The sequence below is a fragment of the Peribacillus simplex genome, from assembly GCF_030123325.1.
Lineage (GTDB): Bacteria > Bacillota > Bacilli > Bacillales > DSM-1321 > Peribacillus > Peribacillus simplex_D.
Genome location: NZ_CP126106.1, coordinates 4,491,694 through 4,511,093, shown reverse-complemented (window position 1 = coordinate 4,511,093; position 19,400 = coordinate 4,491,694). Strand labels below are relative to the sequence as shown.

The following is a 19,400-nucleotide window of genomic DNA, read 5'->3' as shown; positions in this document are numbered from 1 at the left end:
TAAAAAAGAGAAGAATATTTTTTCCTTTATGAAAACGAAAGCGGGAAACCCATTCTTACAAAGAATGGGTTTGTTGTTTTAAAGGTCAAAAGGGGTAATTTTGGGTGAAGCGCTACTGAATAAATCTTTCAATGCTATAACATAATAATTTAAGACATCTAAAAAATGATGCAAAACATTTGGTTTCACAAATGGTTACCTTTTATGCAATTAGTTGCTTTTATAATGGATGAGGAGTGTAAGTATGGAAGGTCATGAGAAGCAAAATAAAGATGTAAGCGTGTGGTGCCTGATCAGTATGGCATCGATTCCATTGGTGATGACACTTGGAAATTCAATGCTTATCCCGGTTTTGCCCATTTTCGAGGATAAGGTGGGGATCTCTTCATTTCAATCAAGCATGGTGATAACAAGCTATTCTGTTGCATCCATTTTTTTAATTCCCATAGCAGGTTATTTATCAGATCGATTCGGACGGAAGATGGTGATCCTGCCAAGTCTGATCCTAGCCCTCATTGGTGGCTTGGTCGCAGGTTATGCATCATGGAAATTGGAAAATCCCTATACATGGATCATCATCGGAAGGGTATTGCAGGGGATTGGGGCGTCTGGTGCCTCGCCCATCATTTTGCCTCTGGTAGGGGATCTATACAAGGATGATGATGAAAAAACGAGTTCTTGTCTGGGTATCATAGAAACCTCGAATACATTCGGGAAAGTGCTTAGTCCAATATTGGGTTCCCTGTTTGCTGCATTTATCTGGTTTTTACCATTCTTCTCGATTTCATTTTTCAGTTTAATATCTATTGTCTTGGTCTTTTTCTTTATAAAGGTACCAAAGGAAAAGGATGATCCGAAGGAATTCAAGGAATTTTGGCATGATACGAAAAAAATATTCAAGCAGGAAGGAAAATGGTTATATACAGTTTTCCTGATTGGTGTATTTGTCATGTTGGTTTTGTTCGGTGTTCTTTTCTTTTTGTCTGATAATTTGGAAAAAATCCATGATTTGCATGGAATCCAAAAAGGTTTAGTGATAGCGATCCCGCTATTTTTCCTTTGTGTGTCTTCCTATGTTGCCGGGAAAAAAATCAAGGGCGAATTACCAATCATGAAAAAGATCATCATGATCAGTATAATTGTCCTTTCAATCAGCCTTGTATTTGTCGGTTTTACAAAAAACAAAGTTTTCCTTTTATTACTCGTAACAAGTTTGGCGGGCATAGCAATTGGTGCGTTATTGCCGACACTCGACGCAATCATCACTCAAAATATAAAAAAGGAACAGCGTGGGACGATAACCTCCTTCTACATGTCATCCAGGTTCATCGGAGTTGCGGCAGGCCCTCCGGTCATGTCCCTTGTCATGAAAAATCATCTCAATTTGAGCTATATCATTACAGGGATCATGGGCATAGGCATCGTCTTGATTGTTTTGAAATTCATTAGTTCAGACAAAAAAGAAGCTGCTGCCTAATAGGCTTCAATAGAAATTCCCCGAAAAAGCCGGGCTTTCCCACGGCTTTTTTTGTTTTGTAACTCGCAAAATTTTTTTTCATGAGGTTATAGGCGGGGGGTTGTCACATAGAATGTACAAGTCATGAACTGGCTCGAAGGAGTGATGCTTTTTGAGTGTACATTTACTGCTGAGTTACTTTTTCTTAGGACTAACCCTTGCAGCACCGATCGGTCCGGTCAATTCCGCTCGTATCGATAAAGGAATCAAGAACGGGTTTTGGCATGCCTGGATCGTTGGGGCAGGGTCGATGATTGCAGATGCCTTGTTCATGATTTTAGTGTATGTGGGTATGGTACGGTTTTTAGAAATTCCGATCGTCCAGATCTTTTTATGGCTTTTTGGCGGGTTTGTGCTTATTTATTCTGGGGTCGAAAGTGTTTTACGAGTTAATACGATACTATTAAATCAATATAGGAATAGAGATTCTTTAATTTCCTGTTTTTTGACCGGATTCATCATGTCAGTGACCAGTCCATTATCCATTTTATTCTGGTTGGGGATATATGGGTCTGTTTTAGCTAAAACGGCTTCAACCTATGGGACATCCCAACTTTTCATTTATAGCGGGATGATTTTTCTTGGTCTTACCTGCTGGGATTTTTTCGTAGCGGCATTAACGAATGGATTTCGCAGGTTTTTAAATGAAAGAAGCTTAATGGCCATTTCAATCATCTCTGGATTATCATTGGTCGGCTTTGGTGTTTATTTTGCATATCAAGGCATTTCCGCCATCATATCATAAAGCAGAATGCTTCAGGTTAATACAAAAGGCAGGGTATTTGAAAACTTCTTCCTTGCATAATTCATTGTGGCATTATCAACACTATGAATGATGGAAGGGGGTAATGTTATGACAACAAAAGCCAATTGCAGTTCAGCGAAAGGGAAGGCTGCTCAAGATTCCAAAGCATCTGGTGAACAACAAGGCGATATGAAATGGTGGCAGTTATCATTGGTCGGTGTTGGCTGTACGATCGGGACAGGGTATTTCCTTGGTTCGACCATAGGGATTAAAACGACGGGACCATCCATTGTATTTTCATTTGTATTGGCTGCACTAGGTACTTATATCGTTTATAATCTGCTTGCTAAAATGACGGCTGCCGATCCTCAAGAGGGATCTTTTTGTTATTATGCCAATAAAGCATTTGGAAGATGGGCTGGCTTTAGCTGCGGCTGGAATTATTGGTCCTCCAATATATTGATCATGGGAAGCCAGCTTACTGCGCTTTCGCTATTATCTCAATTTTGGTTCCCGAAGGTCCCGCTGTGGCTATTTGCCTCCGGTTTTGCCATTGTTTCGATCGTGGTGGTATTGCTGGGAACAAAAGGGTTCGACAGAGTGGAAAATATACTTGCGATAATTAAGACGGCAGCGATCGTAATGTTCATCATTATTGCAATATGTGCAATTTGCGGCTGGTTTGGACTTGATGGAGGGAAACCGCCCTCATTTCCAAATAAGTTCAATGAATTATTTCCAAAAGGACTAAAAGGGTTTTGGACATCCCTTATCTATGCCTTTTATGCGTTTGGAGGCATCGAGGTCATTGGACTGATGGCGATGCAGCTTAAGAAAAAGGAAGATGCGCCAAAGGCAGGGACGATCATGCTCTTGGTTCTTACCATCATATATGTGGTTTCATTGGGGTTAGCCGTGACCATGATTTCATTAGGAGCATTCAGTGAAAAAGAAAGCCCATTCGTTTCGGCATTGGACAGTTATCACCTGGCATTTTTCCCGCACGTTTTTAATGGTGCGATCATCATTGCCGGTTTCTCGACGATGACCGCTTCACTATTTGGGGTCACCAATCTATTGGTAACGCTCTCCAATGATGGGAATGCACCCGCATTATTCATGCAAAAGATCAAGAAATTCAAGGACCTTCCACTGCCCTCACTCGGTCTTGGAGCCTTGGGACTTTTAGGATCGATCATCACTGCCTTGCTCCTGCCAGGCAAGATTTATGAATACATTACAACATCCGCTGGAATATTACTTTTGTACAACTGGGCATTCATCATTCTCTCTTCATTCAAAATCTTGGAAAATAAGATGTGGAGTAAGATTACGGCCGTTTTCGGACTTCTTTTAATTTTGGCCGCCGTAAGTGGCACCCTGCTTGAAAAAGAGATACGTCCAGGGTTTTTCATCAGCCTTTTATTCATCGTGATCATCGGTCTTGCCGCCGTTTTCATGAAGTTCAAGGTTTGGAATAAGAACAAGGCGATGGCCGCAAAAGCGAGTAAATCAGGGCTTGATTGAAAAAGGGAACTCGACTATACGAAGTCGAGTTCCTTTCGATTTGGCGCTAAACCTCAATGATGATCGGAAGGATCATTGGTTTTTTCTTAGTTTGAGTAAAGAGATATTGCCCCAGTTCCTTCTTTATGGTTTGCTTGATGACGTTCCACCGGTATATTTTTTCACTTTGTAAGTCGTTGACCGTTTTCGTGACAAGACGGTTCACATGTCTAAGCAGGTCCTCGGAATTTTGAACATAAACAAACCCCCGGGAAATGGTATCAGGTCCTGATACGATTTTTCTTTCCGTCTTGCTTAGTGTTATGACGATCACGAGCATTCCATCTTCGGAAAGCTGCTTACGGTCCCGCAGGACGATTTCTCCAACATCACCAACGCCAACACCATCAACAAAGGTATTGCCTGCAGCGACCTTTCTCGTTTGACGGGCAACGGAGTTTTCAATATCCACCACATCGCCGTTATTGATGATGAATGTATGGTCCTTCTCCACTCCGACAGACTCGGCTAGTAATCGATGCTGGTGCAACATCCGATACTCACCGTGAATCGGTATGAAATACTTAGGTTTCATCAAGGTAAGCATGAGCTTTAATTCTTCCTGATAGGCATGTCCGGAAACATGCATGCCCGTTACAGTCCCAGAACCGTAAATGACTTTGGCACCAAGTTGAAACAGGTTGTCGATGATACGTGAAACATCCCGTTCATTTCCGGGTATTGGAGTGGAGGCAAGGATCACTGTATCATCAGGCAATATACTCATATCCCGATAATTCGAACTGGAAAGGCGGGAAAGTGCAGCAAATGGCTCTCCTTGACTTCCTGTACATAAAACCGCGACCCTTTCAGGAGCATATTTATCCACTTCTTGCGGTTGGATAAGCATCCCATCAGGAACCTCGAGGTAGCCGCGTTCAATGGCAACTGATACGACGTTAACCATGCTTCTTCCAATCAGGGCGAGTTTCCGGTTTGTCTTCTGTGCAGCGTTCACAACTTGTTGAACGCGATTGACATTTGAAGCGAAGGTCGAAAGAATGACTTTCTGCTTTGCCTGCATGAAGGCTTCTTCAATATGGCTGCCAACCAGATGCTCCGAGGGGCTTGAGCCGGGACGTTCGGCGTTTGTGCTTTCAGATAATAAAACCAGTACACCTTCACTCCCGATTTTGGCCATTTTATGAATATCGGGGTACTGATCATTCATGGGTGTCAAGTCAAACTTAAAGTCCCCTGTATGAACGACCGTGCCTTCTGGCGTATGCATGGTGACTCCAAGGCAATCGGGTATACTGTGATTCGTTTTGAAAAAGTCCAGAACCATCTCCCCGAATTCCAACCTTGAATCAGAATCGATCTGGATTAATTCCGTATCAGCCAATAGGTTATGTTCTTTTAACTTCAATTCAATCAAACCAAGTGTTAAACGTGTGGCATAAATGGGTACATTCAATTTTTTCAAGAAATAAGGTATCCCGCCAATATGATCTTCATGCCCATGAGTCACAATTAAAGCGCGGATCTTCTCCTTATTCTCCTGAAGAAAGGAAATATCGGGAATGATCAAATCGACTCCTAATAAACTTTCATCAGGAAACTTTGCACCACAATCAATTATGACGATATCGTTGGAATATTGAACCACGTACATGTTTTTACCGATTTCATTCACTCCGCCCAGAGCCAGTATGGACAAAGCATTCTCTTTCACACTCAAGTAGATAGACCTCCCTTTATGATGATAAGGATAGTGTTTCCTTAGGACCCTTTTATAAAACCAAATCTTTTTTTTAAAACAGGGCAAATTCAAAAAGCCATAAAAAAAACACCTGCCGTTTTCGGCAGGTGTGTGCATCTCCAATCTTCATCAGCTCAAGCAAGAATTGATGCTTTCTTCAAAAGTCTCAATATGTGCTTGGACCTGTGATGCATATCCAGTCTTCAAAGTGTGCAGCAAACTTTCTATCAAGAATTTTCGCGGCTTGTCGGACTGCATCAGCTCATCTTGGATAAAGTCGATCAATTCAATGGCTCTTGTTCGATCTTCATCGCAAGGAAAAGCTTTGTTTATCGCTTTTTTCAATTCCGTGGTGGAATGAAGCAAATCATTATGGCAAGAATCAAGATGGTTTGTAAAGTTCGGAAACCACTTTTCCATTAGTTCCGGATCAATGATCTGTTCCCCGCTTTCAGCCACCTCATTGACTAAATGGACAATGCGGTTCATGCAATAGTGGATAATTTGTATGTCCGGTGTACCGGCGGGATTAGCACGATAGCTAAAGTGATTCATGTGGGTCATCATCGAATGAAAGATGATGACGCTATCCAAAAGATAGGGTTTTTTGCTTTCCCCGAATATATCGATAAAACGGCTATACATCCAGCGTAAGTTCAACAATACCGTCTTATTGATGAATTGTTTTAATTCTTCATCGTTGGAAACACGGACTTCTTCGATCAGGATAAGCAATTTGCTTTGCTTGTTCACCATCATCTGCAAATCGAGCTGCCGGATGAAAATTCCAATATCGGCTGAATCTTGACCAATCAACAGTTTTTCCCTGTCATGGCGAATCTTTGTATAGAAGGAACGGAAAATGGCTATAAATAATTCACCCTTCGAAGGGAAATAATTATAGAATGTACCTTTTGATATACCGCTGCCATCTAGAATGTCCTGGATGGACGTGGCTTGGTAGCCCTTGTCAATAAACAGCTTATGAGCCGTATCAATGACATTCTGCCTTCGATTATTCATCATTATCACCTTATTTTCATTATACTGCTTGTATAAATGTAATCGTACTCTATTTTTCATCACAGCACAAACCCTTATTTAAACCAGTAAATTTTTATTGCAAAAAATGAACTAGGGGTATATTATTGATTTTGTGAGATTGGAATATACCGCTCGTATAATAAAATGAACCAATAGTTTGAATGGAGGAATAGATAAAAAGTGAGTACTGCACAAACAAATGAGAAAAAGGGGTCGTATGGCATTTTGGCCATACTGATGGTCGGGGCGTTCATAGCGATACTGAATTCAACCCTTTTAAATATTGCACTGCCATCGATCCAAATAGACCTGGGAATCGAGACTTCCACAGTCCAATGGCTGACAACGGGCTACATGCTCGTGAACGGAATCATGATTCCGACAACAGCCTTCTTAATAAGGAAATATTCTGTGCGTAATCTGTTCCTGACAGCCATGCTCCTATTCTCAATCGGGACGATCGTTGCTGGTGTAGCGCATGTATTCCCGCTATTATTGAGCGCACGTATGGTTCAGGCTGCCGGTTCGGCAATCATGATGCCATTATTGATGAACGTACTTTTAACTTCTTTCCCTGTTGAAAAACGGGGCTCGGCAATGGGACTATTCGGTTTGGTCATGATGTTTGCCCCTGCAATCGGGCCGACGCTTTCAGGCTGGATCATCGAACATTATGATTGGAGAATGCTATTCCATTTCATTACTCCGCTAGCTTTACTAGTGCTTATTTTCGGCTTCTTTAAACTTAAAGACCACAAGGAAAAAGTCGATATCAAGATCGATAAATTATCGGTCACCCTATCCAGCTTGGGCTTTGGAGGCCTGCTTTACGGATTCAGTTCGGCAGGCAGCAAGGGTTGGGATAGCCCGTGGGTATATGGAACACTGATTGTCGGTGCCATTTCCCTGATCCTTTTCATTTCCCGCCAGCTTAAAATGGAAACGCCAATGCTTGAGTTCAGGATCTTCAAGCACCCGATGTTCGCTTTATCCGCAACGATCTCAATCGTACTGAACATGGCGATGTTCTCGGGGATGATCTTAATTCCGATGTACACACAAACAGTACGTGGCATTTCACCATTCGATTCTGGATTACTGATGCTTCCAGGTGCGTTATTAATGGCCCTCATGTCACCGGTTACCGGTAAGCTTTTCGATAAGTTCGGTGCCCGCATCCTTGCTTCAATCGGTTTGCTTATCACTGTGGTAACTACGTATTTGCTAAGTAAATTATCAATGGAAACTACGTATACAGAAATTGTAATCCTGTTTTCCGTTCGTTCCTTCGGGATGTCAATGTCCATGATGCCGATCATGACAAATGGCTTGAACTCGCTGCCAGCCCGCATGAATCCGCACGGTACAGCGATGAATAACACACTGAACCAAATTTCCGGTGCGATCGGTACGGCATTGCTCGTTACGGTCATGTCTAACCGTGCAGCTTCTACTGCCGAAGATTTAATGACGAAAGCGATGAGCAAATTAACAAGCCAGCCCACTGCTGAGATGATGGGCCAAATGAAAGCCCAAATCGGGATGCAGGCAATGCTGGATGGAATTAACTTCTCCTTCTTTGTATCTACCTTCATTGCCGGTGTGGCGCTGATTCTGGCATTATTCCTTAAGCGTGCTTGGCCGGCTGAAGAAAAACCAGCTGCGAAAAAAGATCAAACCGCTTAAATGAGACAATAAAAGGCCCTATGCCACCTGAACCGTTCAGGCAGCATAGGGCTTTTTCTTTTAAGTTCAGTCGACTTAATCAGTATGTTTCACCCATGTGATTTTCACTTGTATATAAAAGGCTCTTTTCGAAAAGATTGTTGTTTTTAATAACTATACTATTTAAGGTTGATTGGAGCGCAAGTGCGAGACTCCTGCGGGAGCAGCGGGACAGGTGAGACCCCACAGGCGTTTACGCCGAGGAGGCTCACCGCCCGCCCCGCGGAACGCGAGCATCTGGAGGGGAAATCAACCACACCGCTTTACTTGGTAAATAGCAACAAAGTATGCGAAAACAGCCATATAAAAAAAGCGCAGTGCCATTTGCACTGCGCTTTTTTACATCAAGATGTCACTTCCTCTGAAGTTACTTTTGCATGCTGGATATGACTGGCTATCCAGCCAATGATCGCTGCAGAAACGAGATAGGCAAGTAAGATCCAAATCTGCGTTCGCAAGTTTTCCCAGCCGCCTAATGAGATGACCTCTTGAAGTTCCTTTAATGAGTGGGCCATAGGTAAAAATTGACCGATTTTCGTCAATAATGACATGCCCAGTTCGCCTGGGAATGTTCCACCGCAGGTCGCCAATTGGAACACGAGAAGGGTCACGGCTGCGAATTTGCCCACCACTCCGAATACGGTCACCAACATTAGAATGAATGTCATGAAGGTAAATGAAACGATGATGCTTGATAGAATGAATACAGGGACACTGGCCACGTGTAAATGGAATCCGAGAAGGACGACTGCATCCACTAGAAGTGCCTGAACCAAGCCGATTACATATACGAGCATTAATTTATTCGTGAAATGAACGGTTCCGGTAACCTTAAGATTCTGCCTGCGGCCAAGCGGCAAGATATTGGAAGCCATGATGCCGCCTACATAAAAGGCCAACGACAGAAAATAAGGAGCAATCCCGGTTCCGTAGTTAGGTACTTCAGATAAATTGGATTGGACCAATTGGACGGGTTCAGAGAACATTGAAGTTGTCGAATCGTCGTACTGAAGGCTGGCCGTTTTATCGGCAGCTTCATTAAGCTTGGTGGATAATTTGCTTGAACCCGTTTCCAGTGCAGCCAGTCCGTCTTGAAGTTCCGTCGATCCACTGGCTAGCCTGCTGCTTCCGCCAGCTAGCGAATCGATTCCGTCATGTAAAGTGGAGAAACCATTTTTCCATTTAAATAATCCATTCGCCAATTCTTCAGAACCATCGTTTAATTGTTTGGCACCCGAGGTAGCTTGTGCCATTTTATCTCCAAAAGCATTCATCCCGGTTTGAACGGTTGCTTGTCCATCAGCCACTTTGACAGCACCTTCGCCCAATTGCTTTTGACCGGCATGTAAAGTGGCGGCTGCTTTGGATAAACCTTCTGAAAGGGCAACGATATGCTTGAAGTCTTGATCCTTTATTGCATCAGGATGACTTTTCAAATAGGCATCCAATTGTTTTTTTAGAGTATTCGCTGTATCGGCAGCCTGTTCTTGCCCCTGCATCAATTTTGCATTTCCGGCTGACCATTTCTCAACACCCTTACTTACTTCATTCATCCCATTTTCCAATGAGTCATGTGCATCAGATAGATGCTTCATGCCGGAATGCAAGGTCTGGGAACCTGATGTTAATACTTTCGCACCAGCCGCTAAGGCTTCTTGTCCATCCAAGAGTTTGGTGCTTCCTGTTTGCAGCTTCTGGGCGCCATCATTCAAATCCTGAATGCCATCATTCAATTTCTCAGTTCCGTTTTTCGCATCCGCCGTTCCTTGATGAAGCGTTTCCGCTCCAGCCCCGGCATCCGCCAAGCCGTTAGAAACGTCCTGGAATTTCGAAAGGATGCCTTCAGAATAGACTTTCGTGATGCTTGCGTTGATTTTTGCAGTCATCTTTTCAACAGCAGTAGAGCTGATCTGTGAGGCAACGAAGTTCTTACCTGGATTGACAGTATACAAAAGTTTAGCCGTTTCCGGTTTTTTATCCATTAAAGTCGTGACATTTTGCGAAAAATCTTCCGGAATCGTGACTACCATATAATAGGTACCTTCCTTAAGACCCGTATTTGCCTCCTTTGCCGTGACAAAGTGAAAATCCAATTCTTTCTGCTTTTTCAATTGTTCAACGAAATCCTCTCCAGCCTCGACTGGCTTATCGTCCATTTTTGAACCATGATCTAGATTGACCACTGCCACAGGGAGCTGATCCAACTTTCCATAAGGGTTCCAATATCCTGCCAAGAAGAAACCTGAGTAAATCAATGGAACGACCAAAAGGAAAATCAAGGCGATTCTCCCGTGTTTATGTTTCCACATCGCTTTTATATCTTGAAATACAAGTTGTAAACCTTTCATTATTTGAGCCTGCCCTTTCTGACTAAGAGATTATTTCATCATAATGGCTTTTTTAGATACTGTATAATACATAATTGATTATGTAATAATAGATTTAAATCTATGTGAAAAGAGTGGGAAAATGGAAATATTACAGCTCCAGTACTTTCAAACCGTAGCACGGCTGGAACATATGACAAAGGCTGCGGAACAACTTCAGATTGCTCAGCCATCCCTCAGTAAAACCATATCCCGGCTTGAAGAGGATTTGGGAGTCGCACTGTTCGATAGGGAACACCGGAAAATCAAGCTCAATGCAGCAGGACGAATTTTCTTGAACCGTGTTGAACGCGCTTTTGCGGAACTGAATGAAGGGAGGCGCGAAATAGTGGAATTAACAGATCAAGACCAAAAGAACATCACCTTGGCCGTTACCATTCCCAGGGTCCTGCCTGATTTATTGGGTACATTTTTATCTCAATACCCGGATGTCCGTTTTCAACAATTCCTAAAATCCATATCATCCATGAAGCAGCTTCTAATAGAAGGAGAAATTGATTATTGCATATCATCCGTTCCGATTGAAGGCCCGGACTTAAAGTGGGAACCGCTGATCACCGAAGAAATATACTTGATTGTGCCTCCCGATCACCGGTTGGCAGGCAGGGAAAGCATTACACTTCAAGAAGTGAAAGATGAACCATTCATCAGTATGAACACAGGCTTCGGGTTCCGCAGCCTCACCGACCAATTTTGCCTCGAAGCGGGATTCGTCCAGCACATTGCATTTGAAGGAGATGAACCTGCTGTCATCTCGGACCTTGTCAGGAAAGGGCTGGGAGTCGCCTTCGTATCCGAATTGACATGGCTCCATCAAACCGGGTCATTATCCCATAAAATCCGGATAACCGAACCTGCTTGTCAAAGAACAATAGGGCTCGGCTGGTCAGAAAAACGCTACTTCACCCCAGTAGCCAAGCAATTTAGGTTATTTGTCATGGATTACTTCGCTGCCGCCAACTCCGCCAGACCAAAGGATGAATAAATATGGTAAAGGTCAAAATAATCGGATTAAGACAGGAATGAATCGCTGTTAGGGCTAATGAATGGGTCAAGGCATAAAAAGTATAATTTAATTATCGTGAACATAGTATTTTAGGAGGTTTTCTTAAATAGATCGGGTTTGACCAATTCCGATCCTGGGAGATGAATGGAGATGGAAATACGGGTTAATCAAATTGAATGGAATGGACAAACGTTTCAATACCGGGAGAGCGGGGATGTTTCTGCACCACCGCTTGTTGTTCTGCACGCGATGGGTAAAAGTGCAGAATCATGGGATCAAGTGGCTGCCGCATTAGGAGAAAATTATCGTGTATTAGCTTTAGATCAACGGGGACACGGTGGGAGTGAGAGAACCAATACATACACATTCGAATTGATGCGCGATGATTTGCGTCATTTTGCGGATGCGCTGAATTTGGGAAGATTTTCGCTAATAGGGCATTCCATGGGGGGGACAGTTTCCTATCTTTTCTCGCAAACTTTTCCTTCGAGGATAGATAGGCTGATTGTCGAAGATACGCCTCCACCTTTCTCGGATGAACCAATTGAGGTTCCCTCCCAACCTTCTGGCCCTCTGCCGTTTGATTGGCAGGTTGTGCCATCGATAATACAGCAGCTTAATGAACCCAATCCCGAATGGTGGGCGCGTCTTACCGATATTATGATGCCGACGCTTGTTATAGGGGGCGGGTCGAGCCATATACCCCAAAATATATTGCAGGAAGTCTCCGAGCTTATTCCGAATTGCGAATTGGTGACGATAGAGGATGCAGGACACTTTGTGCATGAAGATAATTTATCAGCTTTCCTGGCTGCCGTAACAAGGTTTCTTTCCAAAGGGCAGGCGCTTTAATGAGATTGGAGGGTTGCCGATGCAGCCCTCTTATTTCTGCTTAAATGTATGGTTTATTTTATAGACGGCATTTACCGATTTATTATTAATGATTTCCAGTAACTGTTCAGCCATATAGTCAGCGCTGTATTTAAAGCCGGTGTTGACCCATTCGATGATCATGCCTAAGATCGCATATGCCTGATAACTGGAGGCAAGTTCTGTATTGATCTTAGGATTCGGCCGGTAATCTTCCAGGTCTTCCAATGGAAGTTTCTTTAATTCATTACAAATCCTTTCCAGTAATGTAGGCCATGCATTCGACTTTAGGATGAGGGTATAAATGTTTGCATAGTTAGCTACATGTTCAAATATTTTGATCACTGAAGCCGTGAGTTCATTGATGGTGAAAGTTTCAACGTTTTTATAAGGTTCCCGGTAAGATATGATCAAATCGGCAATTACATCCTCCATGACCTCTTCAAGCAGTTCCTCTTTGTACTGATAGTGTTTGTAAAATGTACCCCGATTAAGGTCGGCGCGTTCTACAATGTCAGTAATCGATATATCCCTGAAATCCTTGTGTTGCATTAATGATATGAGAGATTCTTTCAAAGCCAGTTTGGATTTCCTGATCCTCCTATCAATCCCAGTATTATTATTGGACATTTTCTTCACCCTTTGTTCGTTATTGTACTTTTAATGAACATAATGAACACTTTCTGTTCATTGTTCAACATCGAGATCATCATTTGCTGATTGTATAAGCCTATTGAAACTAATTATACTATAAAGGAAGTTAGTAAATGAACATCTGTACAATAAGTATCACTTCAATAGAGTGAATGGGGGAGTTCAAATGAAATTACAAGACAAAGTTGCAGTAGTGACAGGCGCAGCATCTGGCATGGGGAAACAAATTGCTATAGATTATGCTAGAGAAGGGGCTAAAGTCGTCGTATCGGATTTGAATCTTGATGGCGCGAACGAGACGGTGGAAGAAATAAAAGCGAATGGCGGAATGGCCTTTGCCATTAAAACGAACGTAGCGGTGGAGGAAGATATTCAACATTTGATCGATACCACGGTAAGTACGTATGGCACGGTGGATATTTTAGTGAATAACGCGGGTATCATGGATGGCATGGAACCTGCTGGAGACATAGAAGATTCTAGATGGGATCGGATTTTTGCCATTAACACGACAAGCGTCATGCGTTCGACTAGAAAGGTATTGCCGATCTTTTTAGAAAAACAAAAAGGGGTCATCATCAATATTGCTTCTGCTGGCGGTTTGTACGGTGCCCGAGCAGGCGCAGCATACACTGCCTCTAAGCATGCAGTGGTTGGGTTCACAAAAAACACGGGCTTCATGTATGCCAATAAAGGGATTCGCTGCAATGCAATAGCACCAGGCGGAGTTGAAACCAATATCGGTTCCAGCATGACGAATATCAATGAGTTTGGCTTCTCCCGCCAACAATTGGGTATGGCCATCAATCCACGCAATGGCAAACCTGAGGAAATCGCTAAAGTGGCTTTGTTCCTTGCTTCAGACGATTCCAGTTTTGTTAATGGCACTGTCATCACGGCAGATGCTGGTTGGAGTGCGTATTAAGCGTAAATTAAAAAGAGGATGGTCAAGAACTTGGGACTGACACATGCATTCCTGCTAACAAGCAGGATGCATTTTTTTTTGAGTGGAGCATTGATGGGGATTGTGCTTCGCCAACAATTTGCAAGGGGAAGATTTCGCCTTCAGCGGGGAACATTTTCATTTCAATCGAAAGTGGATAAGTGAGGGCTGGATAGTTCAACTACTATCCAGTTTTTTTTCAAAAAGAATATGCTATCAATTGGATTTAAAAGATAAGTTGAACTCTGAAATCTTGGAAGCATTATAGGTCCCAAAAAAATCCACTTTCCCTATGAAATTGGATCATTGAGTGATCCATTAGTTTGCTGCGATTACTTTCACCTTCCACACAAACGAAATATTAATTTGCGTGAGAATATTGAAGGACTTTCTGACGTACGTAATCAAGGTGCTTGTACATTTGGCTGAATGCTTCGTGTGGATCATGTGCTGCAAGAGCCGCATATATGGCTTTATGATACTTTACAGTCAGTTCCCGTTCCCTGAATTGTATCAGGCTATTTATTTTATTATGGGTAATCAATAAGGAATCGATCATGCCTTCGATAATGGGATTGTTCGCACTTAAAGCAATGATCTTGTGGAATTCTTTATCGGCCTCTCCATAATCGTTGTCTTCACTATTGGCAATCGTGTCAATCGTAACTTGCAGTTTCTCCAGTTGTTCGTCTGTGATCTTCTCGGCAGCCATTGTTACCAATCCCAACTCCAATGCCATTCGCGCTTCGATGATCGCTGGTAAATTATCCGTAGCCAGCGCCAGCATGACAGAGAATGGATGTGTACCGATTTTATCGTTAAAAAAGGTTCCTTCTCGCGTTTTTCGTGTAATGACACCTAGTGTATCAAGTGCACTGAGCGCCTCCCGTAAAACAGGCCGGCTTACTTCAAGTTCTTTCATAAGTTCCATTTCAGGAGGCAATTTGTCGCCCGCTTTCATTTGTCCGCTGACGAGCAGGTGCACGATTTGATCCACGACTTGTTGTGAAAGAGTGTTGCGATGTACCGATTGTACGCCTAATTTCTTTGACGATTCTTCCATTGTGTAACCCCTTTTCTGTTAAATCCCATATGTATTCATACTGTAAGACTAATTATATAATATAATACACTTATTTGCATGTGAGGAAGAGAAGATCTATGCCCAAAAAAAGTAAAATGCGCCGCTCTAAAGAGAGAGACGCACGCATAGTTGGAAAAAATCATCTGACAAGGCAAGGTGATTTTGGATTGAACTCCCATCCGGAAATCAGGTATTGCATCGCCATTGAATCATCACGGGCACCAAGTCCTTTTTGTTTATAAAGCTGATGTGCCTTCTCGATTTGTTCCATATCCACTTCAATTCCGAGTCCTGGTTTGGAAGGGACATCGACCATTCCGCCGACAATTTTAAAAGGTTCTTTCGTCAAACGCTGCCCATCCTGCCAAATCCAGTGGGTATCGATCGCAGTGATTTTTCCTGGTGCGGCTGCAGCAACGTGTGTAAACATGGCAAGTGAAATGTCAAAGTGATTATTCGAATGTGATCCCCATGTCAATCCCCAGTCGTTGCACATTTGAGCGACACGGACGGAGCCTTGCATCGTCCAAAAATGCGGATCGGCAAGTGGGATGTCCACGGATTGAAGTTGAATGGAGTGCCCCATTTGCCTCCAGTCCGTTGCAATCATATTGGTAGCGGTCGGAAGGCCCGTTGCGCGCCTGAATTCCGTCATGATTTCCCGGGCGGAAAAACCATTTTCCGCTCCGCATGGATCTTCCGCATAGGCTAAAACATGATGTTGATCCCGGCAAAGTTCAATCGCATCCTTAAGCAGCCAGCCTCCATTTGGGTCAAGGGTGATCCTGGCTTCAGGGAAGCGTTCCGCAAGTGCCGTCACCGCTTCGATTTCTTCTTCCCCGCGCAAAACCCCGCCTTTCAGTTTAAAGTCATTGAATCCATAGCGAGAGTGGGCGGCTTCTGCCAAGCGGACAATCGATTCAGGTGTGAGCGCTTCCTCATGACGAAGGCGAATCCAGTCATCTGCCGCTTCAGGCTCGCTTAAATAACCAAGATCCGTTTTATTGCGGTCACCTACATAAAATAAGTAGCCCAGCATTTCCACCTTATCACGCTGCTGTCCTTCTCCGAGAAGGGCTGCAACTGGAACACCTAAATATTGGCCGACTAAATCCAGAAGTGCCGCTTCCAATGCTGTTACGGCATGGATGGCTATACGGAGATCGAACGTCTGAAGGCCGCGGCCTCCAGCATCCCGGTCCGCAAACTGCTTACGGATGGTATTCAGAATGTTGTTGTATGTCCCAATGGACTGGCCGACAACCAATTGTTTGGCATCTTCGAGTGTTTGGCGAATTTTTTCGCCTCCAGGAACTTCACCTACACCCGTATTACCCGCATTATCTTTCAAAATGACAATGTTCCGGGTGAAATAAGGAGCATGGGCACCACTCAAGTTCAGCAGCATGCCGTCATGGCCTGCAACTGGAATGACGCTCATTTCTGAAATTACCGGTGTTCCGATTTTTACATTATCCTTAAGCATTTGATTGTTCATGATTCTTCCCCCTGCCAGAATATTTAGTTAACTATGATTTTAACTCTACACGTTTAATTTCACCAACAAGGAATAAATAGCTGCAAATCGCGACAAGAGCATTGGCACATACGAAGACTAGCGCCCCATTAAATGATCCTGTCGTGGCAATGATGTATCCGATGATAATGGGTGTTGTGATGCCTGCGATGTTACCGAATGTGTTGAAAAGCCCGCCACTGACACCGGACATTTCCTTTGGTGAGGTATCGGCCACTACCGCCCAGCCGAGTGCCCCGAATCCTTTACCGAAAAACGCTAGGGCCATAACGAAAATGATAACCCATTCCGTATCTACATAGTTTGCAGCCACCAAGCTCATCGATAGAAGCATCCCAACTACAATTGGCAATTTTCGGGCGACAGTCAATGAGAATCCCTTCCGTAGCAAGAAATCCGAGAATGTCCCTCCGAGAATGCCGCCAAAAAATCCACAAATGGCCGGAAGGGAAGCGACGAGCCCAACTTCAAGAATGGTCATGCCTCTTTCTTGTACAAGGTACACAGGAAACCATGTAAGGAAAAAGTACGTTAACGTCGTAATGCAATATTGTCCGAGATAAACACCTAACAGCATGCGGTTTGATAAAAGCTGCTTAATATGATTCCAGTTGACGCCTTTCTTTTCTTCCTTATTTTTAGAGGTTTGATCCATATTGATCAAAGCGCCGCCTGCTTCGATATATTCAAGCTCAGCTTTGTTGATGCGCGGATGTTCCTTTGGGCCATATATCGTTTTCAGCCAGAAGAAAGCAACGATGATTCCTAAAGCGCCCATAAAGAAGAAGACGTATTCCCAACCAAATTTATACGTAATGTAGCCCATGATCGGTGCAAAGAGAACGGTTGCAAAATACTGGGCTGAATTGAAAGTGGCAGCCGCGGTTCCGCGTTCATGGCTTGGGAACCAGGTAGCAACGATGCGGCTGTTGGCCGGGAAGGAAGGAGCCTCTGCCAATCCAACTAAAAAACGCAGTCCGAACAATACCATGACAGCCGTTCCGGCAGAACCGAGAAATCCGATAAATCCTTGTAAAAGCGTAAAGGTGGACCATAGCGTGATACTCCAAAAGTAAACTTTTTTTGAGCCAAAACGGTCCAAAAGCCATCCGCCCGGAATTTGTCCAGCTACGTAAGACCATGCAAAAGCGGAGAAAACATAGCCCATCATGACTGAATCGAGACCAAGCTGACCAGACATGTCCGTACCTGCTATTGATAGCGTCGCACGATCTGCATAATTCAGGGCGGTAACCAAAAAGAGCATGAAGACAATGAACCATCGTGTCCGTGTTTTTTTCTGGGCATTTGGCAGTTTAGGAGATGCTTGAAAAACTTTTTCTTCAGCGTTCATATACTCACTTCCTTAAACGTATTTAATTATAGTTTTTAGTTGATACCGCTTACAATGTTGACCGCTTCTCCCTTCGTGAAAATTCTTAATATTTAGTTTTGTCCAATGGTAAGACAAATAAAATTGTTTGTCAATGGCTTTTTTCATAAATCGTTTTTCATGTTTAGCACCTTAATTATCGTGTTTTTTTGTATATATTAGAAGCGAAATTATTGTGGGATGAGGTGATGCCCGATTTTTCAGAAAATAAAAAAAATACGATTGACCAGACGGTATATTTGTCTTACAATAAAACAATAATACACAAGGAGGAATAGAAAATGAATAAAATTCGCAAGGCGCCTAAAGGGATTCTCGGATTTCCCGTAGCACCATTTACAACGAGTAACAAGCTTGATGAACAAGCACTCGCCCAAAATATCCAATTTTTACTGGATGAGGGACTCGAGGCTATTTTCGTAGCATGCGCAGCAGCGGAATATCCATCGTTAAGTAAAGAGGAATATGAAGCGATGGTAGAGGTAGCCGTATCCGTTACGGCTGGTAAAGTCCCTGTATACACAGGGGTAGGCGGGAATATTCAAACTTCCCTGGAACTTGCCAGAATATCAGCGGATAGAGGGGCAGACGGATATTTAATATTACCTCCATATCTTGTTACTGGAGAACAGGCAGGTCTGGCGGCTTATTTCAAAGCTATCGCAGAGAGTACGGACTTAAATTCCATCGTATATCAGCGTGATAATGTTTCACTTTCAATTTCAACTTTGGAAGCGCTTGCGGAGGTCCCGCAGGTGGTCGGCGTCAAAGACGGTCTAGGCAATATGGAGTTGAATGGACTCCTTACACAAACTTTCGGAAAGCGTTTCGGCTGGCTGAACGGAATGCCGCTTGCGGAAGTTACCATGTCGGCCTACGTTCCACTTGGCTTTGACTCTTACTCATCCGCGATATCCAATTACATCCCGCACATCTCACGGAAATTCTATAATGGCATTTTGAGCGGAGATCAAGAAACGGTCAAAGAAATTTACCAACAGGTCATCATGCCAATCAACAATATTCGCCGTCAGCGAAAAGGGTATGCCGTTTCTCTCATTAAAGCAGGTATGGAGATCATGGGAATGCCGGTTGGGCAAACAGTCAGATTACCAATTCTTCCAGTGGAAAAAGAACATTATGCAGAAATGCAAACGATATTAGAGAATGCTTTAGATCGTTTTCCAAAAGAAACACCAATTCAATCAATCTAATAAGGGCGGGATTA

The 19,400-nt window shown here is 43.3% G+C and carries 15 protein-coding genes; 8 read left to right on the top strand and 7 right to left on the bottom strand.

All coding sequences use genetic code 11. The annotated features are described in order from the left end of the window. Positions 1-244 precede the first annotated feature (244 nt). From QNH43_RS21425 to QNH43_RS21415, 3 genes are all read left to right on the top strand, one after another. Positions 245-1,477 (top strand): MFS transporter, encoded by a 1,233-nt coding sequence (locus QNH43_RS21425; protein WP_283915581.1) that lies wholly within the window; start codon positions 245-247, stop codon positions 1,475-1,477. 151 nt (positions 1,478-1,628) lie between these two features. Continuing rightward, the gene (locus QNH43_RS21420; RefSeq protein ID WP_283915580.1) at positions 1,629-2,261 is read left to right on the top strand and encodes a LysE family transporter; all 633 of its coding nucleotides are present in this window, start codon (positions 1,629-1,631) and stop codon (positions 2,259-2,261) included. A 189-nt stretch (positions 2,262-2,450) separates the two neighbouring features. Beyond that, on the top strand, positions 2,451-3,788 hold the full coding sequence (locus QNH43_RS21415) for an amino acid permease (protein ID WP_283918417.1): 1,338 nt from the start codon (positions 2,451-2,453) through the stop codon (positions 3,786-3,788). Positions 3,789-3,834: 46 nt separating this feature from the next. Here the strand turns inward: QNH43_RS21415 and QNH43_RS21410 are convergent, their stop codons facing one another. Continuing rightward, entirely contained in the window at positions 3,835-5,508 is a 1,674-nt protein-coding gene (locus QNH43_RS21410) for a ribonuclease J (protein ID WP_283915579.1), read from the bottom strand. A gap of 150 nt (positions 5,509-5,658) precedes the next feature. Next, positions 5,659-6,612, bottom strand: coding sequence for a TetR/AcrR family transcriptional regulator (locus tag QNH43_RS21405; RefSeq protein ID WP_283915578.1), 954 nt, complete (start codon positions 6,610-6,612; stop codon positions 5,659-5,661). A gap of 141 nt (positions 6,613-6,753) precedes the next feature. On the opposite strand from QNH43_RS21405, the gene QNH43_RS21400 reads away from it, so the two are divergent. Beyond that, a complete protein-coding gene (locus QNH43_RS21400) occupies positions 6,754-8,259 on the top strand; it encodes a DHA2 family efflux MFS transporter permease subunit (protein WP_434060136.1) in 1,506 nt (501 codons plus the stop codon). Positions 8,260-8,642: 383 nt separating this feature from the next. Here QNH43_RS21400 and QNH43_RS21395 read toward each other — a convergent pair whose 3' ends face one another. Next, complete coding sequence (locus QNH43_RS21395; protein WP_283915577.1) at positions 8,643-10,646, bottom strand: YhgE/Pip domain-containing protein; 2,004 nt, start codon at positions 10,644-10,646, stop codon at positions 8,643-8,645. A gap of 121 nt (positions 10,647-10,767) precedes the next feature. Between QNH43_RS21395 and QNH43_RS21390 the strand changes: the two genes are divergently transcribed. Together QNH43_RS21390 and QNH43_RS21385 are read left to right on the top strand one after the other, a co-directional pair. Further along, a complete protein-coding gene (locus QNH43_RS21390; protein ID WP_283915576.1) occupies positions 10,768-11,670 on the top strand; it encodes a LysR family transcriptional regulator in 903 nt (300 codons plus the stop codon). Between the two features lie 171 nt (positions 11,671-11,841). Beyond that, the gene (locus QNH43_RS21385; RefSeq protein WP_283915575.1) at positions 11,842-12,543 is read left to right on the top strand and encodes an alpha/beta fold hydrolase; all 702 of its coding nucleotides are present in this window, start codon (positions 11,842-11,844) and stop codon (positions 12,541-12,543) included. A gap of 30 nt (positions 12,544-12,573) precedes the next feature. Here the strand turns inward: QNH43_RS21385 and QNH43_RS21380 are convergent, their stop codons facing one another. After that, entirely contained in the window at positions 12,574-13,191 is a 618-nt protein-coding gene (locus tag QNH43_RS21380) for a TetR/AcrR family transcriptional regulator (protein ID WP_283915574.1), read from the bottom strand. A gap of 190 nt (positions 13,192-13,381) precedes the next feature. Between QNH43_RS21380 and QNH43_RS21375 the strand changes: the two genes are divergently transcribed. Further along, a complete protein-coding gene (locus QNH43_RS21375; protein ID WP_101223162.1) occupies positions 13,382-14,140 on the top strand; it encodes an SDR family oxidoreductase in 759 nt (252 codons plus the stop codon). 379 nt (positions 14,141-14,519) lie between these two features. Here the strand turns inward: QNH43_RS21375 and QNH43_RS21370 are convergent, their stop codons facing one another. The 3 genes from QNH43_RS21370 to QNH43_RS21360 form a co-directional block, all read right to left on the bottom strand. Next, complete coding sequence (locus QNH43_RS21370; RefSeq protein WP_063232459.1) at positions 14,520-15,221, bottom strand: FadR/GntR family transcriptional regulator; 702 nt, start codon at positions 15,219-15,221, stop codon at positions 14,520-14,522. Positions 15,222-15,381: 160 nt separating this feature from the next. Beyond that, complete coding sequence (gudD, locus tag QNH43_RS21365; protein WP_179891116.1) at positions 15,382-16,740, bottom strand: glucarate dehydratase; 1,359 nt, start codon at positions 16,738-16,740, stop codon at positions 15,382-15,384. A 31-nt stretch (positions 16,741-16,771) separates the two neighbouring features. After that, a complete protein-coding gene (locus tag QNH43_RS21360) occupies positions 16,772-18,133 on the bottom strand; it encodes an MFS transporter (RefSeq protein WP_283915573.1) in 1,362 nt (453 codons plus the stop codon). A 320-nt stretch (positions 18,134-18,453) separates the two neighbouring features. Here QNH43_RS21360 and kdgD point away from each other — a divergent pair, with 320 nt between their 5' ends. Beyond that, positions 18,454-19,386, top strand: a complete 933-nt coding sequence (kdgD, locus tag QNH43_RS21355) for a 5-dehydro-4-deoxyglucarate dehydratase (protein ID WP_076364257.1) — start codon at positions 18,454-18,456, stop codon at positions 19,384-19,386. The last annotated feature ends 14 nt before the right edge of the window (positions 19,387-19,400 follow it).